This is a genomic window from Duganella sp. GW821-FHT07F09 (assembly GCF_059418705.1).
In genome coordinates this window covers 1,023,408-1,045,733 of record NZ_JBWKQJ010000001.1, presented here as the reverse complement: position 1 = coordinate 1,045,733, position 22,326 = coordinate 1,023,408, and the positions used below count along the sequence as shown (strand labels likewise).

The 22,326-nt window shown below is 59.3% G+C and carries 22 protein-coding genes; 11 read left to right on the top strand and 11 right to left on the bottom strand.

The genetic code is table 11. The annotated features are described in order from the left end of the window. Positions 1–5: 5 nt before the first annotated feature. A complete protein-coding gene (folD, locus tag AC07P1_RS04790; RefSeq protein ID WP_315222831.1) occupies positions 6–851 on the bottom strand; it encodes a bifunctional methylenetetrahydrofolate dehydrogenase/methenyltetrahydrofolate cyclohydrolase FolD in 846 nt (281 codons plus the stop codon). A 268-nt stretch (positions 852–1,119) separates the two neighbouring features. Here folD and aceE point away from each other — a divergent pair, with 268 nt between their 5' ends. The 4 genes from aceE to AC07P1_RS04770 are packed head-to-tail and all read left to right on the top strand — an operon-like array spanning position 1,120 to position 7,740. Further along, positions 1,120–3,810, top strand: coding sequence for a pyruvate dehydrogenase (acetyl-transferring), homodimeric type (gene aceE / locus AC07P1_RS04785; RefSeq protein WP_494694730.1), 2,691 nt, complete (start codon positions 1,120–1,122; stop codon positions 3,808–3,810). Positions 3,811–3,831: 21 nt separating this feature from the next. Then, entirely contained in the window at positions 3,832–5,496 is a 1,665-nt protein-coding gene (gene aceF, locus AC07P1_RS04780) for a dihydrolipoyllysine-residue acetyltransferase (protein WP_494694729.1), read from the top strand. Positions 5,497–5,505: 9 nt separating this feature from the next. Further along, positions 5,506–7,299, top strand: coding sequence for a dihydrolipoyl dehydrogenase (lpdA, locus tag AC07P1_RS04775; protein WP_494694728.1), 1,794 nt, complete (start codon positions 5,506–5,508; stop codon positions 7,297–7,299). Between the two features lie 60 nt (positions 7,300–7,359). Then, positions 7,360–7,740, top strand: a complete 381-nt coding sequence (locus tag AC07P1_RS04770; RefSeq protein ID WP_494694727.1) for a hypothetical protein — start codon at positions 7,360–7,362, stop codon at positions 7,738–7,740. A 174-nt stretch (positions 7,741–7,914) separates the two neighbouring features. On the opposite strand, the gene AC07P1_RS04765 is transcribed toward AC07P1_RS04770, so the two are convergent. Genes AC07P1_RS04765 through AC07P1_RS04750 form a run of 4 tightly spaced genes read right to left on the bottom strand, consistent with a single transcriptional unit; the run spans position 7,915 to position 10,728 of the window. Beyond that, on the bottom strand, positions 7,915–8,592 hold the full coding sequence (locus tag AC07P1_RS04765; RefSeq protein WP_494694726.1) for a uracil-DNA glycosylase: 678 nt from the start codon (positions 8,590–8,592) through the stop codon (positions 7,915–7,917). A 2-nt stretch (positions 8,593–8,594) separates the two neighbouring features. After that, a complete protein-coding gene (locus tag AC07P1_RS04760) occupies positions 8,595–9,689 on the bottom strand; it encodes a pyrophosphatase (RefSeq protein ID WP_494694725.1) in 1,095 nt (364 codons plus the stop codon). Between the two features lie 8 nt (positions 9,690–9,697). After that, positions 9,698–10,276: an Nmad2 family putative nucleotide modification protein gene (locus tag AC07P1_RS04755; protein WP_494694724.1), complete on the bottom strand. Its 579-nt coding sequence runs from the start codon at positions 10,274–10,276 to the stop codon at positions 9,698–9,700. A gap of 2 nt (positions 10,277–10,278) precedes the next feature. Next, positions 10,279–10,728 (bottom strand): hypothetical protein, encoded by a 450-nt coding sequence (locus AC07P1_RS04750; protein ID WP_494694723.1) that lies wholly within the window; start codon positions 10,726–10,728, stop codon positions 10,279–10,281. A gap of 337 nt (positions 10,729–11,065) precedes the next feature. Between AC07P1_RS04750 and AC07P1_RS04745 the strand changes: the two genes are divergently transcribed. Beyond that, a complete protein-coding gene (locus AC07P1_RS04745) occupies positions 11,066–11,287 on the top strand; it encodes a hypothetical protein (RefSeq protein ID WP_494694722.1) in 222 nt (73 codons plus the stop codon). Between the two features lie 7 nt (positions 11,288–11,294). On the opposite strand, the gene AC07P1_RS04740 is transcribed toward AC07P1_RS04745, so the two are convergent. After that, complete coding sequence (locus AC07P1_RS04740) at positions 11,295–11,552, bottom strand: hypothetical protein (protein WP_494694721.1); 258 nt, start codon at positions 11,550–11,552, stop codon at positions 11,295–11,297. A gap of 117 nt (positions 11,553–11,669) precedes the next feature. Continuing rightward, positions 11,670–12,098: a PACE efflux transporter gene (locus tag AC07P1_RS04735; RefSeq protein WP_494694720.1), complete on the bottom strand. Its 429-nt coding sequence runs from the start codon at positions 12,096–12,098 to the stop codon at positions 11,670–11,672. Positions 12,099–12,189: 91 nt separating this feature from the next. Between AC07P1_RS04735 and AC07P1_RS04730 the strand changes: the two genes are divergently transcribed. Continuing rightward, positions 12,190–13,101, top strand: a complete 912-nt coding sequence (locus tag AC07P1_RS04730) for a LysR family transcriptional regulator (protein WP_494694719.1) — start codon at positions 12,190–12,192, stop codon at positions 13,099–13,101. 128 nt (positions 13,102–13,229) lie between these two features. Here AC07P1_RS04730 and AC07P1_RS04725 read toward each other — a convergent pair whose 3' ends face one another. After that, a complete protein-coding gene (locus AC07P1_RS04725; RefSeq protein ID WP_494694718.1) occupies positions 13,230–14,537 on the bottom strand; it encodes a M20/M25/M40 family metallo-hydrolase in 1,308 nt (435 codons plus the stop codon). Between the two features lie 131 nt (positions 14,538–14,668). On the opposite strand from AC07P1_RS04725, the gene AC07P1_RS04720 reads away from it, so the two are divergent. Further along, entirely contained in the window at positions 14,669–15,328 is a 660-nt protein-coding gene (locus AC07P1_RS04720) for a thiol:disulfide interchange protein DsbA/DsbL (protein WP_494694717.1), read from the top strand. Between the two features lie 3 nt (positions 15,329–15,331). Then, positions 15,332–15,655: a TfoX/Sxy family protein gene (locus tag AC07P1_RS04715; RefSeq protein ID WP_494694716.1), complete on the top strand. Its 324-nt coding sequence runs from the start codon at positions 15,332–15,334 to the stop codon at positions 15,653–15,655. 92 nt (positions 15,656–15,747) lie between these two features. Here the strand turns inward: AC07P1_RS04715 and AC07P1_RS04710 are convergent, their stop codons facing one another. Together AC07P1_RS04710 and AC07P1_RS04705 are read right to left on the bottom strand one after the other, a co-directional pair. Next, the gene (locus AC07P1_RS04710) at positions 15,748–15,930 is read right to left on the bottom strand and encodes a hypothetical protein (protein ID WP_494694715.1); all 183 of its coding nucleotides are present in this window, start codon (positions 15,928–15,930) and stop codon (positions 15,748–15,750) included. A gap of 54 nt (positions 15,931–15,984) precedes the next feature. Continuing rightward, on the bottom strand, positions 15,985–16,707 hold the full coding sequence (locus AC07P1_RS04705; protein WP_494694714.1) for a TetR/AcrR family transcriptional regulator: 723 nt from the start codon (positions 16,705–16,707) through the stop codon (positions 15,985–15,987). Between the two features lie 130 nt (positions 16,708–16,837). On the opposite strand from AC07P1_RS04705, the gene AC07P1_RS04700 reads away from it, so the two are divergent. From AC07P1_RS04700 to AC07P1_RS04690, 3 genes are read left to right on the top strand one after another with little or no spacing between them, the layout of a single operon-like run. Then, positions 16,838–18,016: an HlyD family secretion protein gene (locus AC07P1_RS04700; protein ID WP_494694713.1), complete on the top strand. Its 1,179-nt coding sequence runs from the start codon at positions 16,838–16,840 to the stop codon at positions 18,014–18,016. 11 nt (positions 18,017–18,027) lie between these two features. Further along, a complete protein-coding gene (locus AC07P1_RS04695) occupies positions 18,028–19,653 on the top strand; it encodes a DHA2 family efflux MFS transporter permease subunit (RefSeq protein WP_494694712.1) in 1,626 nt (541 codons plus the stop codon). 43 nt (positions 19,654–19,696) lie between these two features. Then, entirely contained in the window at positions 19,697–21,151 is a 1,455-nt protein-coding gene (locus AC07P1_RS04690; RefSeq protein ID WP_494694711.1) for an efflux transporter outer membrane subunit, read from the top strand. Between the two features lie 155 nt (positions 21,152–21,306). Here AC07P1_RS04690 and AC07P1_RS04685 read toward each other — a convergent pair whose 3' ends face one another. Beyond that, positions 21,307–22,242 carry a LysR family transcriptional regulator gene (locus tag AC07P1_RS04685; RefSeq protein WP_494694710.1) on the bottom strand — a complete coding sequence of 312 codons (936 nt, stop codon included), beginning with the start codon at positions 22,240–22,242 and terminating at the stop codon, positions 21,307–21,309. Positions 22,243–22,326: the final 84 nt, after the last annotated feature.

The following is a 22,326-nucleotide window of genomic DNA, read 5'->3' as shown; positions in this document are numbered from 1 at the left end:
CGCGGTTAGCTGCGTTCCGCCGCCTCTACGGTATTCATCAACAGCATCGTGATCGTCATCGGACCGACGCCGCCCGGCACCGGCGTGATGTGCGACGCCACTTCCTTCACACCGGCAAAATCCACGTCGCCACACAGCTTGCCGGCATCGTCGCGGTTCATGCCGACGTCGATGACGATGGCGCCCGGCTTGACCATGTCGGCGGTCAAGGTGTTGCGGCGGCCGACGGCGGCCACCACCACATCGGCCTGGCGGGTGTACAGGCCCAGATCCGGGGTCGCACTATGACAGATGGTGACGGTGGCGTTGGCTTGCAAGAGCAGCAGCGCCATCGGTTTGCCGACGGTGTTGCTGCGGCCGATGACGACCGCGTGCTTGCCGCGCAGGTCGACGCCGGTGCTTTCGATCAGTTTCATGCAGCCATACGGCGTGCACGGACGGAAGCCCTCCAGGCCCGTCATCAGCTCGCCGGCGCTGAGCACCGAGTAGCCATCGACGTCCTTGGTGGTCGAGATCGCCTCGATGACCTTGTGCGGGTTGATGTGTTTAGGCAGCGGCATTTGCACCAGGATGCCGTGGATGGCCGGATCGGCATTCAGGGCGGCGATGCGCTCGAGCAGCGCGGCCTCGGTCAGGTCGGCCGGGTATTGCTCCTTCAACGAGTAAAAACCGGCGTCCTCACAACCCTTGACCTTGTTGCGCACGTAAACGTGGCTGGCCGGGTCGTCGCCGACCAGGATCACGGCCAGGCCGGGTTTCTTGCCTTTGGCGGTGAGGGCGGCAGCACGTGCAGCAATTTCCGCACGCAGTTTTTGGGAGAGGGCGATTCCGTCGATCAGTTGAGCAGGCATGATTTAACCAGGTTGGAGAGGAAAGCAGGATTATAAAGCGCCAGGCCGCGCCGCGCCGTGTTTCCGGCCGTTTTGCTATGCTGCGTCGCACAAGATTTTCATAGGGAAATTTCACAATACGAAATGTCGTATCATAGTTTGAAAAAGCAAAAAATCACTGTTAGAATCTGCACACGTCATTGAAGTAATAGTAAATAATTCATTAAAGACAGCGTTCCAACGGCCCAGAACGGTATAAAACGGGCACTCAACTCAGGAGACTTAATACATGTCAGCTCAACTTGACCAGGTAACGGCAAACACCGACCCTGATTCGCAAGAAACCAAAGAATGGTTGGATGCTCTGGCCGCGGTGCTGGAACAAGAGGGGCCTGAACGTGCTCATTACCTGATGGAACGCCTGATCGACCTGGCCCGCCAAAGCGGCTCGGACATCCCGTTCTCGGCCAATACCGCCTACGTCAACACCATCCCGACCAGCATGGAAGTGCACTGCCCGGGCAACCTGGAATACGAAGAGAAGCTGCGCTCGTGGATGCGCTGGAACGCCATGGCGATGGTCGTCAAGGCCAACCGCGTCGACGGCGACCTCGGTGGCCACCTGTCCTCGTTCGCCTCGCTGGCCAACATGCTGGGCATCGGCTTCAACCACTTCTGGAAAGCGCCGAGCGAAAGCCACGGCGGCGACCTGCTGTACATCCAGGGCCACTCGTCGCCAGGCGTCTACGCCCGCGCGTTCCTGGAAGGCCGCCTGACCGAGGAACAACTGACCCATTACCGTCGCGAAGTCGACGGCAAGGGTCTGTCGTCGTATCCGCACCCTAAACTGATGCCGGACTTCTGGCAGTTCCCGACCGTGTCGATGGGCCTGGGCCCATTGATGGCGATCTACCAGGCGCGCTTCCTGAAGTACCTGCACGCGCGCTCGATCGCCGACACCACCGACCGCAAGGTCTGGGCCTTCTGCGGCGACGGCGAGATGGACGAGCCGGAATCGCTGGGCGCGATCGGCATGGCCGCGCGCGAGAAGCTGGACAACCTGGTCATCGTCGTCAACTGCAACCTGCAGCGCCTGGACGGCCCGGTGCGCGGCAACGGCAAGATCATCCAAGAGCTGGAAGCGGACTTCCGCGGCGCCGGCTGGAACGTCGTCAAAGTCATCTGGGGCCCGGGTTGGGACGCGCTGCTCAAGCAAGACAAGGACGGCATTCTGCGCAAGGTGATGATGGAAACGCTGGACGGCGAATACCAGAACTACAAGGCCAAGGACGGCGCCTACGTGCGCAAGAACTTCTTCGGCAAGCATCCGAAGCTGCTGGAGATGGTCGCCAACATGACCGACGACGACATCTGGCGCCTGACCCGTGGCGGCCACGATCCGCACAAGATCTACGCCGCCTTCAAGGTCGCGCAAGAGCACAAAGGTCAGCCGACCGTCCTGCTGGTGAAAACCATCAAGGGCTTCGGCATGGGCAAGCACGGCGAAGCGCGCAACACCGCGCACAACACCAAGAAGCTGACCGACGAAGCCGTGCGCGAAATGCGCGACCGCTACTCGATTCCGATCCCGGACGACAAGCTGGCCGACATCCCGTTCTACAAGCCTGCCGACGACGCGCCGGAAATCAAGTACCTGCACGAGCGCCGCGCCGCGCTGGGTGGCTACCTGCCGGCACGCCGCCAGCAAGCCGATGAAAAACTGACCGTGCCGCCACTGAGCGCCTTCCAGAACGTGCTGGACGCGACAGCCGAAGGCCGTGAAGTATCGAGCACCCAGACCTTCGTGCGTATCCTGACCACGCTGCTGAAAGACCCTAGCGTCGGTTCGCGCATCGTCCCGATCCTGGTCGACGAGTCGCGCACCTTCGGTATGGAAGGCCTGTTCCGTCAAGTGGGTATCTTCAACCAGCAAGGCCAGTTGTACGAGCCGGTCGACAAAGACCAGGTCATGTACTACCGCGAAGACAAGGCCGGCCAGATCCTGCAAGAGGGTATCAACGAAGCCGGTGGTATGAGCTCGTGGATCGCCGCGGCGACGTCGTACTCGACCAACAACCGCGTGATGATCCCGTTCTACACCTACTACTCGATGTTCGGTATGCAGCGTATCGGCGATCTGGTGTGGGCAGCGGCCGACATGCGTTCGCGCGGCTTCCTGATGGGCGGTACCGCCGGCCGTACGACGTTGAACGGCGAAGGCCTGCAGCACGAAGACGGCCATAGCCACCTGTTCGCGGCAGCGGTACCGAACTGCATGCCGTACGATCCGACCTTCGGCCACGAAGTCGCCGTGATCATCCAGGATGGTATGCGCCGCATGGTGGAAGAACAGGAAGACGTGTTCTACTACATCACCATCATGAACGAGAACTACCCGCACCCAGGCATCAAGCCGGGCCAGGAAGAGGGCATCCTGAAGGGCATGTACCTGCTGCAGAAGGGCGACGAGAAAGCCAAGCAGCGCGTGCAGCTGATCGGCTCCGGCACCATCCTGCGCGAATCGATCTTCGCCGCCGAACTGCTGAAGAACGACTGGAACATCGCCGCCGACGTGTGGTCCGCTCCTTCGCTGACCCTGGTGGCCCGCGACGGCCAGGACGCCGAGCGCTGGAACCTGGTCAACCCGACCAAGGAAGCCCGTGTTCCTTACGTGACCCAGCTGCTGAAGGATACCTCCGGTCCTATCGTTGCGACGACCGACTACATGCGCGCCTTTGCTGAACAGATCCGCGCCTTCATTCCTAAAGACCGCACCTATCGCGTGCTGGGCACCGATGGTTTCGGCCGTTCGGACACCCGCGCCGCGCTGCGCGAGTTCTTCGAGGTGAACCGTTACTACATCACGGTCGCCGCGCTGAAATCGCTGGCCGAAGAAGGCAAGATCGACGTCAAGGTGGTTGAGGAAGCGGTCGTCAAGTACGGCCTGAATCCGAACAAGCCAAATCCGGTGACCCAATAAATAGAATACGGAGCAAACGCTATGAGCATTGTGGAAGTTAAAGTCCCGGATATCGGCGATTTCAAGGAAGTTGAAATCATTGAGTTGATGATCAAGGTCGGCGATACGATCAAGGTCGATCAGTCGCTGATCACCGTTGAATCGGATAAGGCCAGCATGGAGATTCCTTCGTCCGCCGCCGGCGTGGTCAAGGAAATCAAGGTCAAGGTCGGCGACAAGGTCGCCGAGGGTTCGCTGCTGTTGCTGTTGGAAGCCGAGGGAGCCGCAGCCGCTCCGGCGGCCGCCGCGCCGGCTGCTGCCGCTCCTGCGCCGGCGCCAGCCGCCGTTGCTGCCCCGGCTCCCGCACCGGCCGCCGCGCCAGCCGCTTCGGCCGGCCCGGTCGAAGTCAAAGTGCCGGACATCGGCGACTTCAAGGAAGTGGAAGTCATCGAAGTGATGGTCAAAGTCGGCGACACGATCAAGGTCGATCAGTCGCTGCTGACCGTCGAATCGGACAAGGCCAGTATGGAAATCCCTTCGTCGCACGCTGGTGTGGTGAAGGAAGTGAAGATCAAGGTCGGCGACAAGGTCGCCATGGGTTCGATCGTGCTGGTGGTGGAAGCCACCGGCGGCGCTGCCGCTCCTGCCGCTGCGGCTTCCGCACCTGCGGCCGCCGCCGCGCCAGCCGCCGCAGCTCCAGCGCCTTCGGCCGCTCCCGCTGCCGCCGCTCCGGCAGCTTCGCAAGGCTCGGTCCAAACCGGCAAGCTGGCACACGCATCGCCGTCGATCCGCAAGTTCGCCCGCGAACTGGGTGTCGACCTGCTCAAGGTGCCGGGCTCCGGTCCTAAAGGCCGCATCACCCAGATCGACGTACAGAACTACGTCAAGGGCGTGATCGCCGGTACCGTGGCAGCTCCTTCGGGCGCCGCCAGCGGTGGTTCCGGTGTTGGTGGTGGCGGCAACTTCAGCGTGCTGCCATGGCCGTCGCTGGACTTTAGCAAATTCGGTCCGACCGAACTGCTGCCGCTGTCGCGCATCAAGAAGATCAGTGGCCCGAACCTGCACCGCAACTGGGTACAGATCCCGCACGTCACGCAGTTCGACGATGCCGACATCACCGATCTGGAAGCGTTCCGCGTCGAGACCAACAACGCCAACGCCAAGAACAAGGACGCGGCCAAGTTGACCATGCTGGCCTTCGTCATCAAGGCATCGGTCGCCGCGCTGAAGAAATTCCCGTCGTTTAACGCCTCGCTCGACGAGAAGGGCGAGAACCTGATCCTCAAGCAGTACTACAACATCGGCTTCGCGGCCGATACGCCGAACGGCCTGGTGGTCCCGGTGATCAAGAACGCGGACCAAAAATCGGTCTCGCAGATCGCCAAGGAAATGACCGACCTGTCGCTGCAAGCGCGCGAAGGCAAGCTGAAACCGACCGACATGCAGGGCGCCAGCTTCACCATCTCGTCGCTGGGCGGCATCGGCGGCACGCACTTCACGCCTATCGTCAACGCGCCGGAAGTGGCGATCCTTGGTTTGTCCAAGGCGTCGATCAAGCCGGTGTGGGACGGCAAGGCCTTCCAGCCTCGCCTGATGATGGGTACCTCGCTGTCCTACGACCACCGCGTGGTCGACGGCGCGATGGGTGCTCGCTTCTCCGTGTACCTGAGCGAAGTGCTCGGCGACATGCGCAAAATTCTGCTGTAAGGAGCGACTATGACCACAGAAGTGAAAGTGCCGAACATCGGCGACTTCGCAGAAGTTGAAGTGATCGAGGTGATGGTCAAGGTTGGCGACACGATCAAGGTCGATCAGTCGCTGGTGACCGTCGAATCGGACAAGGCGAGCATGGAAGTCCCTTCGTCGCACGCAGGTGTGGTGAAGGAGGTCAAAGTCAAGGTTGGCGACAAGGTCAAGGAAGGCGTGTTGCTGCTGGTGGTCGAGGAGGCCGCTGGTGCGGCCGCTCCTGCGCCTGCCGCTGCAGCACCTGCTGCCGCTGCGGCCCCCGCGCCTGCCGCCGCTGCGCCAGCTCCGGCAGCCGCCGCGCCGATCGCCGCGCCAGCCGGTAGCAGCTATTCCGGCCAGGTCGACATCGACTGCGACATGATGGTCCTGGGTGGCGGTCCTGGCGGTTACTCCGCCGCGTTCCGCGCCGCCGATCTGGGCCTGAACACGGTCATCGTCGAGCGTTACGAAACGCTGGGCGGCGTGTGCCTGAACGTCGGTTGCATTCCGTCGAAAGCGCTGCTGCACGTGGCATCGGTGATCGACGAAACCGCGCACATGTCCAACACCGGCGTCACCTTCGCCAAGCCGACCATCGACATCGACCAGGTACGCAAGTACAAGGAAGGCGTCATCAAGAACATGACCGGCGGTCTGGCCGGCATGGCCAAGGCCCGCAAGACGCAAATCGTCACCGGTGTCGGCCAGTTCCTGAGCGCTAACCACATCGAAGTGACCGCCGGCGACGGCAGCAAAAAGGTCGTGCAGTTCAAGCAGGCCATCATCGCCGCCGGTTCGGCGGTCGTGAAGCTGCCGTTCGTGCCGGAAGATCCACGCATCGTCGATTCGACGGGCGCGCTGGAACTGCGTCAGATCCCGAAACGCATGCTGGTTATCGGCGGCGGCATCATCGGCCTGGAAATGGCCACCGTGTACTCCACCTTCGGCGCGCGCATCGACGTCGTCGAAATGATGGACGGCTTGATGCAGGGCGCCGACCGCGATGCGGTCAAGGTTTGGCAGAAGTTCAACGAGAAGCGCTTCGACAACATCATGACCAAGACGAAGACCGTTGGCGTTGAAGCGCTGCCGGAGGGGATCAAAGTCACGTTCGAAGCCGCTGAAGCCGGCGCCACCGCGCCAGCGCCGCAGGTCTACGATCTGGTGCTGGTCGCCGTCGGCCGCAGCCCGAACGGCAAGAAGATCGCCGCCGACAAGGCTGGCGTCGTGGTGACCGATCGTGGTTTCATCCCGGTCGACAGCCAGATGCGCACCAACGTGCCGAACATCTTCGCCATCGGCGACCTGGTGGGCCAGCCTATGCTGGCGCACAAGGCGGTGCATGAAGGCCATGTCGCGGCGGAAGCCGCAGCCGGTCAGAAGTCGCACTTCGACGTAAAGGTGATTCCATCGGTGGCCTACACCGATCCGGAAGTGGCATGGGCCGGTATCACCGAGGACGAAGCGAAAGCCAAGGGCATCAAGGTCGAGAAGGGCCACTTCCCTTGGGCAGCCAGCGGCCGCGCCGTGGCCAACGGCCGCGCCGAAGGCTTCACCAAGCTGCTGTTCGACGCTGAGACGCACCGCATCATCGGCGGCACCATCGTCGGCACGCACGCCGGAGACATGATCGGCGAGATCGCCCTGGCGATCGAGATGGGCTGCGACGGCACCGACATCGGCAAGACGATCCACCCGCACCCGACGCTGGGCGAGTCGATCGGCATGGCCGCCGAAGTGTACGAAGGCGTCTGCACCGACCTGCCGCCGCCGCGCAAGCGCTAAGTTATCGCATCATCACAAAACCGGGACTCGTTCCCGGTTTTTTTTATCGTCAGGTTCCGCATGTCTTCGTTCCCTTCCATTGTCCCGCTGCTGGTGTCGGTCGCGCTCTACACGAGCATCAACAAGCTGGCCGCTTTCCTGTACAAACGCGCGCGCCTTAGCTGGCGCGATGCCTGTATTTTTAGTTTGATTTTATTGATGGTGCTTGGCACTGCCACGCTGCTCAACCGTCTCTCCGGCAACGTCGTGCCGATAGCGGTGCTGGTCGTCGCCGGTTTGGTGATACAGGCCGGCATTGGCGCTTGGTTCTTGGCGTCGCGTACGCACCACACCACCGGAGAGCCGTTGGGCGGTAAGGGAGGTGCACTTCTTGCAGTAATCGCCTATATGTTACTAGCGGGTTTAGGAGCCCTAGCTGCATTAACCATTAGCATGGTATGAAGATAACAATAGAGTGACGGTCAAATTCGTGGGAATTGCTGCAATTCTTCTGGGTGCAGGCGGCTGTCTAGCTAATGAGTGCAAGACGGCGACTTCCCACGTTTCGATACTCAAACAATAGCTGTTAAAACCCTTAGACTAGACGTTCAAAAGCCTAAGTCGTTCATTTGGGTATCAGTCCAAGTCTTGGTGGAAGAGATCTTTTTGGCAAGCCGCTGGCGAAACGCCGTAGATAGATTGTATCTGGGAAAGAAATATATTCTGGCCTCCATAACTAGGATGACGAATTTTTATTATCTCGATTTCTCGGCCTACTTTTTTGGCAGAAGTTGCTGCATCATTTCCTATTGCAATAATTCGACGTGGCCTAATTACCTCAATTAGCTTAGCTAAAATTTCTTCTCCTACCCGTCTTTCTTCGGAGTTATGAGAACGATTTGTGAACGGATCGTCTTGTTCATATGGATGAAGCGGAAATACATTCCATAAAAATATATCCTCCGATATTTTATTCAATACGCTCCAAATTACCGCCGCTGTGCGTTCCGCGATGGGTGGACCCAATGTCGCTGGCGTTATGCTAACTCCCCATCTTCTCGCATGATGCTCAATATTTACATCATCAGTTAGTGCTAAACCCGTACGTCTCCCACCTCGGTGCCCTAAATCTCTACCTATCCAAAGAGAATCAACTCCGTTAGCTTCAGCTTTTTTCATTAACTTGTGCAGTGCATTTTTGCGTAGAGAATCTGCATTCTTTGCATCAAATTTCTTACAAATCTCGGAATAAGGGTTAAACGTATTCCTCATGTTTAACGCTGCCACTGCATTCACAAAATCCAGTGAATTCATTTTTACCTCCTATACTCGATGGATCTATCTTTCCTGTTGCCTAAGACAATTCCCGATTTATTTTCATTCAATTGCCTGAACACCCTGTAACCATCGATTATCGATTTTTCCCACAAGGAAACGGGGCAAGATTCTACTTCGTAACCTTTTACAAATTGCTTAATTCGTTTCAATAGGTCAAAGGAAACATGATCCCTGTCTGCAAAAAAGCGAGCCTCTTTGGCGTGTGAAAATATCCAGGCGGTTAAACCTTCTTCAATCACTATCGCACGACCTCCGTCCTGAATTTCATCAAAGGTTGGATCACTTTTTCTTTTGTGCCGAAGCAATGCCCTAAAGGTCGGCGACCAATGTAAAATTGCCGCATTTGCCATGTGAAAGACATCATGAAATCGATAGCCATCTTGCGTAGCAATATTGTCTGTCAACGGGTCCCCAATAAAAACATCGTTGTATTTTAGGTATGATTTTCCGTTGGATCGCTCGATAATTTTTATCTCAAAATAATCCGGGAGGCGTTCGTCGATGTCAAATTTATCGTCAAAACGAGGCAATTCATCAAAGACAGGTAACAAAAACCTCCCTTCACTTTTTTTAAGATTCTCCACGAGAATGGAGGAGAAAGTGATTTGAGTAGACGTCAAAACGTTAAAAAAATGAAGCAGAAAATCTTTAAACAAATTTTTTGCAGCAGTAAGGTCGCTCATGTCGGCGTAGAGCAGTTTTCCGGTTGCGTTGCCAAGCATGGGAAGCGTCATCTCAAGATCGACTTCCTTTAAGACCGGCACGTGCGCAATAGGTGTTGTAGGAAAGTCAGTCGCCAGAAGGCCAGAACTCTGACTCGCACAATATTCGTCTGGAATAACTTCGCCGAAGTTTATACCGAGCCTGTCAAGAAGTCTACAAAAATACCAGAATGCATCGCCTAATTCTTCTGTTATATTGCTAATATAGTCAAAAGATTCACCTTCGCGACTTCGTTTTTTTGCGGAAGTCAAAATACTGCCGACTTCACCAAATAGTCCTAGTTTTATCGAAGAGATATCTTTCAGTTTGTCGAGTGGTCTAATTCGCGCGCAATATTCATCAATATTCATTACGGGACCTATTTCCAATCTATCGGTTTTCCCTGAAATCCTCTAGGCTGGCTTTTAAGCCAGGTCAATACAGATTCTTTAAAAACTTCTGAAAAGTCAGACTTATGCCCTGGACCTATTTTCTTTAGTGAATACAAGTTCTGAGGAATCGACGGACTATTTTTCCCCCAATAGCAAAAATTATTCGAAATTAGTACATTTATTCCTGATGTATCGGTCTCAATATTGGCGTTGATCTGGTTGCCACTATAGTCGGTATGATGGGAATCCTCTTGGATCCATTTTTGATCTATGTCCTTATGGTAGATATTATCGCCAAATGCCTGCTTTCTGCCAGAATACAAATTTGGTCGTTTATTCTCAAATCTCGTATCATCCCAATATTCTTGAAGAGTAAGTATTTCATTTACTTCCATGAAGAAAACCAGTTCGTATTGTCGGGGCGCCGCCCTGGTGCCGACGATTATGTCGCCAATCTCAGAAAATTTTCTAATTATTGGCTTGCAAGTGGCTAAAGTGCAATAATCATAAAAGGGATTTGGCGCAAATCCGAAGTCCCGTGCTACTACATAAGAATGAATTCGCATTTTTATCCGCAAATGTGTTTTTTAATAATGATTTTTTCAAAAGGTCTACCGTTTGGGTCTACCCAAGGAGTGGAATCGGAAAAAATTATTTCTTGAAGGTTGCAAGGGTAGTTTGTGACGGTATCGCCTAAATCTACTATGCAACTACTTATCTGTGATATCGTTGCATCCTCTGTCCAGATTCCAATAATTTTTATTTTTCTTTTGGCGGCTTCGTCTAAGAGATAACAAATACAAGGATTGTTTTTTGTATCTTCATATATGTAAATAATAACTAATTTAATGCCAATTAATGAATCGTCGATTAATTTTTTCTCGGCGCAGTCCGACGTTTTGTTGGACTGTATTTGTATCTCTTTTGTGATGTTGTTTATGCTTAGATCATTAACTATCTGATTGTGGTTAACGTGTTTCTTACCAACATATACGACGGCGGCAGACGGCATTGTCATTTTTGTTCCAGTAGGTTTAAAGAGTAAATTACTTATTCCCAATCATTGTTTCATCTCTCTAATTATGACAATATATTTTTTTCAAATACTCTCCAATAGTCACAATTGTGTAAATAATTAACGTTAATTGTGTGTCCTAGATTTAGAGGTGTATCTTGGTTGCGAAAATATAGCGCGCACGATCGCGATTCAGTGCTTTCGATGAGTAGATGCAGCAATATTGTATTTGCAACAAGGACCGGGGTGGCTAGGCAGATAGTTCTCCTCCTAGCTCTTATCTTATGTTGCGCCGGAACCCTAATTCTTGGAGCCTCGTGCTGCGGGAATAGGCGAACGCATGGTCGAGGCCTACGCTGCAAGGACGGGGATTGTAGGCTCGCCGCTGGAACTTCCGATACCAGCCGGGGCGACCTTTGGGCAGTGGGGGGCGGGGGCAGCGGTGGCGCTAATCGCCTTTGTTTTTATAGTCAGCTTGAATGTGCTGGCTGGGACGTTTTTGAAGGTTCTCTTCCTCATCAGCACAAGGCTGCATTTTGAAATTCAAGTCTCGAACTGCTAAGAGCGCTTCATGTATGGAAACGTCGTAGAACTTTGTAATACCCAGCTCCAGCTTTATTGATATTGCCTGCTTTTACTTGCTCAAGTAAGGATGGCGAGATATCGCCTAGCTCCTTGGATTTTTCGGATGCCTTGACGAACATTTCGGCTAGGAATAATTCAATACTTCTGATCTTCTTCAGTTGCGCATCGGTTTTGGCAACGAGGATGATCAGGATGATCAAATTAGCAAGGCTTAGCAAAAGTATGTCGATTGGCTCTTCCACTTTTTCTCCTGAATAGATAGTTGGCAGCCTGTTGCGTCTATCTATTCATGATGAGCCCGTAGTGCGGCGCGATACTTGCAGCATCACAATAAAAAGTAATGTCGGCAGTATCTAGTGTCAGCCCAGCGCTTGCGCCGAAGCGGGCAGGCCGAACACCCGGTCGAAGGCCAGACTGAAAAGGAAGGTGTAGATCATAAAGAACACCACCAGGCCCACGTCCAGCACCAGCGCCTCCCACAGCGTGATGTTGAGCCACCAGGCAAACAACGGCACCAGTATCACCACCAGGCCACCTTCGAAACCCACGGCGTGTGCGACCCGGCGCGCGACGCTGCGTCCGCGCGTGGCCTGGCGCGCTTCCCACGCTTCGAACAGGCCGTTGTAGATGAAGTTCCACACCACCGCGACGGTGGATGAGGCGATGGCGGCGACGCCGGAGTGGGTCGCGTCATGCCCGGCCAGCAGCATCAGGAAGCTGCTGGTGAGCGCCACGGCGAACAACTCGAACAGTGAGACATAGACAACTTTTCGTTTCAAACCTTGCATAATATTTCCTCTAAAACTATTGCCTGCATGGTACTTGAGTATTTCTGATTGAAAAAGTCGACAGCTATCAGTTTTTCTGACAGCATGGCGTATGGCCTTTTCCAGTGATAACGTTTTGATCTTCCTTGCCGTGATCGATCACGGGTCATTTTCGGCCGCCGCTAGGGCGCTGGGAAGGGTGCCGTCCGCCGTCAGCATGGCGATCGCGCATCTGGAGGCCGAACTCGATCTGCAGTTATTCGAGCGCACTTCGCGCGATGTGCGGCCGACCGAGATGGCGCGCGCGCTGGAGGCGGAGGCGCGGCAGATGGCCGGGCAATTGCGGCGGTTGCAGGCGCACGCGCTGTCGCTGCATCAGGGGCTGGAGCGGCGCCTGACCCTGGTCATCGCGCCGGAGTTGCTGTCGGCCGCGTGGGGCGATCCGTTGGCGCGCTTGGCCGATGAATTCCCGTCGCTGGAAGTGGAGGTGCTGTCGGCGCCGCAGGCCGACGCGCGGCGCATGCTGCACGACAGCTCGGCGCAATTGGCGTTGCTCTATGAGCGTCCGCAGGTCGATGAACATGAGAGCTTCCAGGAGCTGGGCAGCGAGGTGCTGGTGGCGGTGATCTCGCCGCGCCATCCGTTGGCGCGCGAGCGTAATGGGCATTTCCGGCTGGAGGATCTGGTCGACATCCGTCAGATCGCGATCGTCAGCCGCGACGCGCACGATGAGGACATGCGGGTGCTGGTGTCGCGCAAGCTTTGGCGCACCGATAGTCATCTGGCCATGTTGGGCATGGTGCAGGCGGGGCTGGGGTGGGCTTTTCTGCCCAGGCGGCTGGTGACGCCGTTGATGGAGGATGGGGCGTTGATTGGCATCGACTTCGCCACCATGAGCAATCAGCTGCGGTTGTGGGTGGATGTGGTGTGGCTTAACGACCGGCCGCTGGGGCTTGGCGCGAAGCGCCTCATCGCGCTGATGAAGGATATCGCCGGGCTGGAACCGCGGCCGGGGCATCCATAGGAGTCACGTAGGGCGGATTAGGCGTAACGCCGTAATCCGCCGATCTATGAGCCGTCGAGACGCATGCATTGGCGGATTACGCTGCGCTAATCCGCCCTACGTGTTTTAGACGAGTTTTAGATGAGAGGTCATCGCGTCAGCCGGTAGAGCAGGATCGCGGTGCGGATGGTCGCGCGTTCGACCGAAGCGATCTCCAGATCCTCATCCGGCGAGTGGGCGCCGTTGCCGGTCACGCCCAGTCCATCGAGGCTGTCGATCAGCGGCGCGATGAACTGGATGTCGCCGGCGCCGCGCTGGCCCGGCGGCAGCGCGGGAATCTCGCCCAGGCCGGCGTCGACGCTGGCCTGCGAATACGTTTTGAGGATGGCGATGTTGCCGGCGGTCGGCGCCATCGGCGGATAGACGTCGTGGAAGACGATGCTGGCGCTGGTGCCCGGCAGGTTCTGGCCGACGATGGTGCGCATCTTGGCGCGCGCGCGGTCGCGCTGCTCGTAGCTCAGGTAGCGCAGGTCGCCCTTGACCGTGGCGATGCGGGAGATAACGTTGGTCTTGCCGGCGGCCTGGCCTTTGTCGCCGATGGCATCGACGTCGACATCGGTGCCGCCCAATATCAAGCCCGGGCTGAAGGTCAGATCCGGCTCGATCACCTGCTGGCGGAAGCCGTCGAGGATGCGCGCGGCCTCGTACACCGCGCCGTAGCCGGCTTTCTCGCTGAAGATGCCGCTGGTGTGGCCTTGCTTGCCCTTGACTTCCAGCTCCCACGACGACGACGCGCGGCGGCCGATGGTGCCGGTGTCCTTGCCGTCCTTGTCGCGCACCGTGCCCTCGAAGGCGAGCGCGAGGTCGCTGCGTTTGGCGGCGGCCACCATATCCGCGCGCGAGACGTCGATCGGCTCGCCCGCGTCCTCTTCGTCGCCGGTGAACATGACGGTGATGGTGGTGTCATCCAGCGCGCCGACCTTGTGCAGCGCCCGCAGCGCTTCGATGATGACGACGTCGCCGCCCTTCATGTCGTTGACGCCCTGGCCGCGCACGCGGTCTCCTTCGCGCTTCCACAGCTGCACCGGGCTGTCTTTTTCGAACACCGTGTCGAGATGGCCGATCAGCAGCAGGCGTTTGCCCCGTTTGCCCTCGCGCGTGGCGACCAGGTGGCCGGCACGCCGCACGGCCGGCGGCATCTCGATCCAGCGCGTGGCAAAGCCCAGTTGGTCGAACTGCTCGCGAAACAGCTTGCCCACCTCGCGCACGCCTTCGTGGTTCATCGTGCCGCTGTTGATGTTGACCGAACGCTCCAACAGTTGCAGGCCTTGGGGCGCGTGGGCTTTGACCGCGGCGATGATTTTTTGCTCGGTGGGGGAGAGCGCGGCGGCATGGGCGGGGCCCGAAGCGGCCAGCGACAAGGTCAGTGCGGCAAGGGCGAGCGGTGTCATTTTCATCGGGGTTCCGGGTGGCGCGATCGGTATCAGTTGTTAGCAATTGTAGCCGAGGGCGGTTTTGGGCGGCCATGGTCGCCGCGCGGCGCGGGAAGCTGGTATATTCCCATTGCAGATTTTTTTAAAGGATAACCATGTTTCGCTTGAAATTCGTTTTCGCCGCAGCCGCCCTGATGGCCGGTGCCGCCTTTGCCTCTCCTACCGCGCCGAAGAACGGCGCCGAGTACACCACCCTGAAGGCGCCGCAGCCGGTGCAGGCCGAAGGCAAAAAAGTCGAGGTCATTGAGTTCTTCATGTACCACTGCCCGGCGTGCTACGCGCTGGAACCGGCCATGAACGAGTGGGTCAAGAAGCAAGGCGACAACATCGTGTTCCGCCGCATCCACCTGCCGCTGACGGGCGCCAACGATCCGGAGGCGCATCTGTTCCTGACCCTGGAGGCGATGAAGCTGGAAGAGTCGATGCACGCCAAAGTGCTAAGCACCTGGCACGTCGAGCGCCAGCGTTTGAAGAGCGACGATGACAACATCAATTGGGCCGTCAAGAACGGTATCGACAAGCAGAAGTTTTTGGCCGTGTATAACTCGTTCGCGATCATCACCCGTTTGAAAAACGCCGGTCGCGTGGCCGCCACGTATGAGGTCAACAGCACCCCGACCTTGATCGTCAATGGCCGTTATCTGACCAATCCGACCATGGTCGATAGCAGCAACCCAGGTCAGATTCCGCGCCAGCAGCTAAACCAGGCCACCTTGCAGGTGCTGGACGCGCTGGTGGCGATGTCGCGCAAATAAGGAATGGCGGCGAGCGCCGAATTCGTCGCCCACATGCGCGAGCAGTTCGCGCCTTTGGGAGGCGTGTCCGATGCAGTGTTTTTCGGTGGGCGCGCGTTTAGCTGGCGCGGTAAGCAGTTCGCTTGGGTGATGGGTAGCACGCTGTATCTGCGCGCCGGTGATGCGACCCGCGCCGAGTTCGAGGAACACGGGGCGGAGCCGTTTTCTTATTCGACCAAAAAGGGAGTTGTCCTGGTGCGCAAGTTTTATACGGCGCCGGAGTTTTTGATGGACGATTCGGAGCAGATGCTTGTCTGGGCGCGGAAGGCGATTGCCGCCGCCGCGTAATCGATCATCCGGTGTCGACGGAACCTGGCGGATTACGCTGTGCTAATCCGCCCTACGTGTTTCCGCGTTTTTCAGCCGTCCCGTGTCTTGGCTTAATTGACCGTGAAGCGGGTCGGGATTTCGATGCCGCCCGTGCGCGCGGCTTCGGCGTAGGCCTTCAATTCCTGGATCACGGCGTCCAGCTGCTCCTGCCCAGGATTGGCCTGGAAACTCTTGATGCGCTCATTCATGAGTGTTACTTGTTTGCTCCAGTCCAGTCGATTCAATTTGCTCATGTACGCTCCAATTTAAAAATCAAGTATAGAACAAACTGCAAAGTTGCACAGCTTCTAACGTAGCACGCTGCGCAGGAACAGATCGAGCCCCTCCGCCGCGCGCTGGCGCAACTCATCCGTGGTCGGCGGCACCTGGTTCGGATACAGCAGGCGCGTCATGTGGTCGCCGAGCAGGCAGTTGGTCAGGTGCACCGCCAGCATTTCCAAACCCAGCTCCGGCCGCAGCCGGGCACGGATTTCCGGCCGCACGAACAGGCGCTTCAATTGTTCACGCGATTGTCGCGGCCCGGCCTGATAGAACGTGTCCGCCAGCTCCGGCGTGCTGAGCGCCTCGGCCACCACCATGCGGTGCAGGCTGACGAACGACGGCAACGACACCAACTCCAGGAAGCGCAGCGAGAAGTCGCCGAGAATCTCCTCCAGCGGACGCGGGTCCGTTTCCATGCTGGCCATATCGGCAAAGAAGTGCGCCCGGCCCTCGCTGATGATGGCGCTCAACAGCCCGGCCTTGCCGCCGAACTTGACGTAGATCGTCCGTACCGCCACATGGGCTTCGCGGGCGATCATTTCAAGACTGACCTTGCTATAACCCTTTTCCAGGAACAACTGCTTCGCCGTGTGCAACAGCGCGAGATGGCGCGCTTCCTTGTCGGCCGCGCGCGGGCGGCCGGCGGCCTTGCCGAAGCAGGGCGAGGTGGGATCGGCCACGGCCTCGTCGGGGCAGTCCAGCTCCTCTGGCGCGGTGGTCGCGGTGGTTTGTAGGTCGGAAATTTTCATGGCGGCTAATGATAACGAATGCGGCCATGCTAGTCCAAACAAAAATGAAATGCAATCGTTTCATTTCTTGACTTTGGAATTGAACAGGCGAATAATGACCTTATTCCATTTCATTTTCGCGGAGCAACACATGTCCAATCCACAAGAACAACAAAAAGTGCTCAGCGCCGTGCCACCAGCACAGGCCGCCGGCGCTCCCGCAGCCGCCGCGCCTGCCGGCCCGGCCAAGCCGAACCGCAAGGTGCTGGTCATCGCCGGCCTGATCGCCATCGCCGCCCTGGCCGCCGGCGGACGCATGTGGTACCGCAGTCATTACTTCGTCGAGACGGAAAACGCCTACGTGGCCGGCCACGTCACGCCGGTGTCGTCGCGCATTTCCGGCGTGGTCACCAAGGTGCTGATCGACGATAACCAGATTGTGCGCGAGGGCGACGTGATCGCCGAACTCGATCCGTTCGACCAGGGCGTGCGAGTGGAGCAGATCCGGGCGCAGATCGCCAGCGCCGAGCAGCAGGTGGTGCAGTCCGAGGCGCAGATCGTCCAGACCCAGGCCCAGGCCAGCGCCTCGGCCGCGCAGGTGGCGCAGTCGCAGGCCCAGTTGGTGCGCGCCAACCAGGACGCCGAGCGTTACGGCCAGCTGTATAACAGCCAGATGAAGGCCGTCTCGAAATCGGAACTGGACACCGCCGTCGCCGGCCGCGCCAGCGCCATCGCCGACCTGGCAGCCCGCAAGGACAGCGCTTCGGCCGCCAAGGCGCAGATCGCGGCCGCCCGTTCGGCGCGCGACGTGCTCAAGGCGCAGGTGGACGTGCTGCGCGTGCAGCTCAAGGACGCGCAGCAGCAGCTGGCGTACAACCGGATCCTGGCGCCGGTCGGCGGCCGTATCGGCAAGCGCACGATCGAGGTGGGCCAGCGCCTGCAGCCGGGCCAGCAGATCGCCGCCATCGTGCAGGACAACGTGTGGCTGACCGCGAACTTCAAGGAAACCCAGTTGGCCGAACTGCAAAAGGGCCAGGAAGTCACGGTGAGCATCGACGCGATGCCGGGCAAGGAATTGATCGGCACCGTCGAGAGCTTCGCGCCGGCGTCGGGTGCGCAGTTCGCGCTGCTGCCGGCCGATAACGCGACCGGTAACTTCACCAAGATCGTCCAGCGCGTGCCGGTCAAGATCGTGTTCAAGCCGGAGGACATCAAGGCCTTGAACGGCCGCCTGGTGCCGGGCATGTCGGCGATCGCCGAAGTGTCGTTGAAGCAGAAGGATGACGCCAAGGCGCATGCCGCGGCACCGTCCAAAGTCGCGGCGCACTAAGGAGCCACTCCATGGCCAGCACCACGATCGATACGCCGGGCGGCGGGAAGCCGCTCGCCCCTCCACAAGCACCGGTCATGCCGAGCGAGAAGGTCTCCGCCCGCACCTGGATGGCCGTCGCCGCCGGCATGATGGGCGCCTTCATGGCGGTGCTCGACATCCAGATCACCAATTCTTCGCTCAAGGATATTCTCGGCGCGCTGTCGGCCACGCAGGAAGAGGGCTCGTGGATCGCCACCGCCTACCTGGTGGCGGAGATCATCATCATCCCGATGACCGGCCTGCTGACGCGCGTTTTCGGCCTGCGCAATTACATGATCGGCACCACCGCGCTGTTCCTGGTGTTCTCCACCTTGTGCGGCTTCGCGTGGAACCTCGAGAGCATGATCGCCTTCCGCATGCTGCAGGGCTTCACCGGCGGCGCGCTGATCCCGATGGCGATGACCATCGTGATGACGCTGCTGCCGCCATCGAAGCGCGCCACCGGCATGGCCATCTTCGGCCTGACCGCAACCCTGGCGCCGTCGATGGGCCCGACCCTGGGCGGCTATCTGAGCGAAATCTACGGCTGGCCGTCGATCTTCTTCATCAACTGGGTGCCCGGCCTGCTGCTGATCGCCGGTATCGGGCTGGGACTGGAAAAGGAAAAGTCGCAACCGTCGCTGTTGCTGACCGCCGACTGGCTGGGCATCGTCTTCATGGCCGTGGGCCTGGGCAGCCTGACGATCTTCCTGGAAGAGGGCAATAGCAAGGACTGGTTCGATTCGTCCTTCATCATCACCTTCGCGGCGATGTCCATCGTCGGCCTGCTTGGCTGGGTGGTCAACAGCGCGCTGCGCCCGCAGCCCTTCGTCAACCTGGGGCTGTACGGCAAGCGCAATTTCGCCGCCGCCACCGCGCTGTCGATGGCGATGGGCATGGGCTTGTACGGTTCGTCGTTCCTGCTGCCGCTGTACCTGGGGCAGATAGCCGGCTACTCGCCGATGCAGATCGGTGAAGTGATCATGTGGTCAGGACTGCCGCAGCTGTTCATCATGCCGTTCGTGGCCAAGCTGTCGTCCAAGATCGACAACCGCATCCTGTGCAGTTTCGGGCTGCTGCTGTTCGGCGGCTCGTGCCTGATGAACGCCTATATGGACGCCACCACCGGCTACGACCAGTTACTGTGGTCGCAGGTGGTGCGGGCGCTGGGCCAGCCTTTCGTGATGTTGACCCTGTCGAACTTCGCCATGAACGGCATCCAGCCGAAAGACATGCCGTCGGCATCGAGCCTGATCAACATGACCCGCAACCTGGGTGGCTCGATCGGTATCGCCCTGCTGGCGACGGCGCTGACGACGCGCGAGCATTTCCATTCGCAGCGCATCGGCGAGTCGGTGACCAACTTCGCGTTGGCCACGCAGGAGCGTCTGGCGGCGTTGACGCAATCGTTCATCGGCCAGGGCATGGACCCCAGCACGGCGTCCGACATGGCCCTCAAGGCGGTCGACGGCATCGTGCGGCGGGAGTCCTTTGTGATGGCCTACAACGACGGTTTCTTCCTGGTGGCGATGGTGCTGTTCGCCTGCATCGGCGTGCTGTGGTTCTCGGATAAAGTCAAAGCCCCTTCGGGCGGTGGCGGCGGCGGTGCGCACTAAATCGATGCGCGCGCTAACACTAACTAATTTGTGAGGTAACACCATGTTCAATTCAGCTTTGAAGCGCCTGACGCTCGCTGTCTCCGTCACGTTGGCTGTCAGCGGCTGCGCCACCGTCGGCAGCGATTTCACCGCACCGAAAAACGTCGCGGACGCGTCGTTCCGCCATCTGCCGCAGGCCGGCGCCAGCGAGGCGCATCTGCCGGCGCAGTGGTGGACGGTGTTCAACGACGAGACCTTGAACGGTCTGGAACAAACCGCGCTGCGCGACAACCCGAGCGTGAAGGCGGCCGCGCAGCGGTTGGTGCAGGCGCTGGAGCAGGCCGGCGTGAGCCGCGCCAGCCAGCAGCCGTCGCTGAGCGTGAACACCTCGGTGGCCAACTCGCGCACCTCGGCGGAGACATCGCAGGGGCTGGCGCTGGGCGGCCGTTCGATCAAGGGTAACAATTACACGGTCGGCGCGTCGATGTCGTACGAGCTCGATCTGCTGGGCCGCGTGCGCCGCCTGGTGGAGGCGTCGGACGCGCAGGCGCTGGTGGCCGAGGCGGACCGCGACGGCGTGCTGCTGGTGCTGTCGTCGCAGCTGGCGACGACCTACTGGCAGTTGCGCGGCCTGGATGCCGAGATCGCGATCCTGAAGGGCGCGCTCGATACGCGCCGCGAGAGCGAGGAACTGGTGACGGCCCGCTTCGACGCCGGCCTGTCGAACGAGCTGGATGTATCGCGCGCGCGCATCGAGTATGCGAACGCCAAATCCGATCTGCAGGAAGTGCAGCGTCAGCGCAACCTGCTGGAACATAGCCTGGCGACCCTGGTCGGCGCTTCGCCGTCGGCGATGCTGACGGCGGCCAACACGAATCCGGCCGTGCTGCCGCAGCCGCCGGCGATTCCGGTCGGCCTGCCGGCCAGCCTGCTGGCGCAGCGTCCGGACCTGGCGGGCAGCGTGGCGAACCTGCGCGCGGCCAACGCGCAGATCGGCGTGGCCGAAGGCGCGTTCTATCCGACGCTGACATTGACCGGCAATTTCGGTTACGCGTCGGAGAGCCTGCGCAAGCTGGGCGAGGGCAGTGCGCGCCAGTTCAGCGCCGGCCCGCTTGCGCTGTCGCTGCCGATCTTCGACGGTGGCCGCAACAAGGCCAATCTGGCGATCGCCAAGGCGCGCTACGAGGAGGCGCTGGCCAATCACCAGACCACGCTGCTGACGGCCTTGCGCGAGGTGGAGGATGCGCTGTCGGATGTGCAGCAGCGCCAGTTGCAGGGCGAGGCGCAGTCGGCATCGCAGGTGGCGGCGGCGCGCGGGTATCTGGTGGCGCGTGCCCGCTACGAGCGTGGCGTGTCGACCTATCTGGATGTGACGGATGCGCAGCGCAGCGCGCTGACGGCCGATCGGGCGGCGGTGCAGATCAATACGCAGCGTTTGCTGGCGGCCGTGTCGGTGGCGCGCGCGCTGGGCGCGGGCTGGCAGCCGTCGGAGCGGCTGGCGGCGGTGGCCAATTAAGTTTTTACGGTTACGCGATGAGGCCAGCGGCGGTGCGCCGCTGGTCCTGAGCGTTTGGGAATCACGGAGACACGTAGGGCGGATTAGCGGGAACCGCGTAATCGGCCATGCATGCGCCGTCGGCGACTCTTGCATGGCCGATTACGGCGTTCCGCCTAATCCGCCCTACGTGTTTCCGTTGGATTTTTTTGTGTGGTGGCCGGGGTCCAGGTTGGGCCGAATCTTTCGACGATGAAGTCGATGAACGTCGTCAGCTTCGGCGTGGCTTGCCTGTCGCGCGGGTAGACCAGGTTCATCGGACGCGCTGTCGGCATGTAGTCGCACAGCACCGGCACCAGCCGGCCGGCGGCGATGTCCTGCGCCAGCAGCACCTCCGCCTGCATCACCAATCCAAAATCCTGTAGCGCGGCCATGCGCAAGGCCTGGCCGTTGTTGGCGCGGAAGCGGCTGGCCTCGATGTTGCGGTTGGCTGTTTGCCCCTGCAGGCGCCAGCGCATATTGAGCGACCACGCCATGAAATCCAGGCACTCGTGCCGCGCAAGGTCGTCCGGCGTTTGCGGCGTTCCGTGCTTTTCCAGGTACGCGGGACTGGCGCAAATCGCCATCGCGTAGTCGAACAGCGGCCGCGCCACCATCGTCGAATCCTCCAGCCGGCCGATGCGGATCGCGGCGTCATATCCTTCCTCCACCAGATCGACCGTGCGGTCGCTCAAACTCAAATCCAGACTCACCTCGGGATGCCGGCGCAGGTAGTCCGTCATCGCCGGCGCGATCCATTCGGTGCCGAAGGACACCGGCGCGGTGACCTTGAGCCGTCCGCGCGGCACGCTGCGCATCGCTTCGGCGCCGGTTTCGGCGGCGGCGATCTGCGCCAGGATGGCCCGGCATCGCTCGACGTACTGTGCGCCGATCTCGGTCAGGCTTTGGCGGCGTGTCGTCCGGGTCAGCAGGCGCGCGCCGAGCGTCGCTTCCAGCTGCGCGATGTGCTTGCCGACCATGACGGGGGAGATCTTGAAGTTGTCGGCGGCGGCCGTGAAATTGCCGGCGTCGACCACCGCGACAAAAATCTCCATGCTGCGCAGCTTGTCCATGATTGCTAACCATCCGTTTGTAATGAACTTAATCTTAGCTCATTTATTCATGGCGCGATCGCCGCGATACTGGTTGCACTTAAC

Bases quoted from the DNA above. Each gene is read 5' to 3' on its own strand.
- AC07P1_RS04760 (WP_494694725.1), bottom strand. From the start codon at position 9,689: ATGAATATTGATGAATATTGCGCGCGAATTAGACCACTCGACAAACTG.
- AC07P1_RS04755 (WP_494694724.1), bottom strand. From the start codon at position 10,276: ATGCGAATTCATTCTTATGTAGTAGCACGGGACTTCGGATTTGCGCCA.
- aceE (WP_494694730.1), top strand. From the start codon at position 1,120: ATGTCAGCTCAACTTGACCAGGTAACGGCAAACACCGACCCTGATTCG.
- AC07P1_RS04705 (WP_494694714.1), bottom strand. From the start codon at position 16,707: ATGAAAATTTCCGACCTACAAACCACCGCGACCACCGCGCCAGAGGAG.
- AC07P1_RS04730 (WP_494694719.1), top strand. From the start codon at position 12,190: ATGGCCTTTTCCAGTGATAACGTTTTGATCTTCCTTGCCGTGATCGAT.
- AC07P1_RS04690 (WP_494694711.1), top strand. From the start codon at position 19,697: ATGTTCAATTCAGCTTTGAAGCGCCTGACGCTCGCTGTCTCCGTCACG.
- AC07P1_RS04725 (WP_494694718.1), bottom strand. From the start codon at position 14,537: ATGAAAATGACACCGCTCGCCCTTGCCGCACTGACCTTGTCGCTGGCC.
- AC07P1_RS04685 (WP_494694710.1), bottom strand. From the start codon at position 22,242: ATGGACAAGCTGCGCAGCATGGAGATTTTTGTCGCGGTGGTCGACGCC.
- AC07P1_RS04710 (WP_494694715.1), bottom strand. From the start codon at position 15,930: ATGAGCAAATTGAATCGACTGGACTGGAGCAAACAAGTAACACTCATG.
- AC07P1_RS04770 (WP_494694727.1), top strand. From the start codon at position 7,360: ATGTCTTCGTTCCCTTCCATTGTCCCGCTGCTGGTGTCGGTCGCGCTC.
- AC07P1_RS04695 (WP_494694712.1), top strand. From the start codon at position 18,028: ATGGCCAGCACCACGATCGATACGCCGGGCGGCGGGAAGCCGCTCGCC.
- AC07P1_RS04765 (WP_494694726.1), bottom strand. From the start codon at position 8,592: ATGAATTCACTGGATTTTGTGAATGCAGTGGCAGCGTTAAACATGAGG.
- folD (WP_315222831.1), bottom strand. From the start codon at position 851: ATGCCTGCTCAACTGATCGACGGAATCGCCCTCTCCCAAAAACTGCGT.
- AC07P1_RS04750 (WP_494694723.1), bottom strand. From the start codon at position 10,728: ATGACAATGCCGTCTGCCGCCGTCGTATATGTTGGTAAGAAACACGTT.
- AC07P1_RS04720 (WP_494694717.1), top strand. From the start codon at position 14,669: ATGTTTCGCTTGAAATTCGTTTTCGCCGCAGCCGCCCTGATGGCCGGT.
- lpdA (WP_494694728.1), top strand. From the start codon at position 5,506: ATGACCACAGAAGTGAAAGTGCCGAACATCGGCGACTTCGCAGAAGTT.
- AC07P1_RS04735 (WP_494694720.1), bottom strand. From the start codon at position 12,098: ATGCAAGGTTTGAAACGAAAAGTTGTCTATGTCTCACTGTTCGAGTTG.
- AC07P1_RS04700 (WP_494694713.1), top strand. From the start codon at position 16,838: ATGTCCAATCCACAAGAACAACAAAAAGTGCTCAGCGCCGTGCCACCA.
- AC07P1_RS04715 (WP_494694716.1), top strand. From the start codon at position 15,332: ATGGCGGCGAGCGCCGAATTCGTCGCCCACATGCGCGAGCAGTTCGCG.
- aceF (WP_494694729.1), top strand. From the start codon at position 3,832: ATGAGCATTGTGGAAGTTAAAGTCCCGGATATCGGCGATTTCAAGGAA.
- AC07P1_RS04745 (WP_494694722.1), top strand. From the start codon at position 11,066: ATGGTCGAGGCCTACGCTGCAAGGACGGGGATTGTAGGCTCGCCGCTG.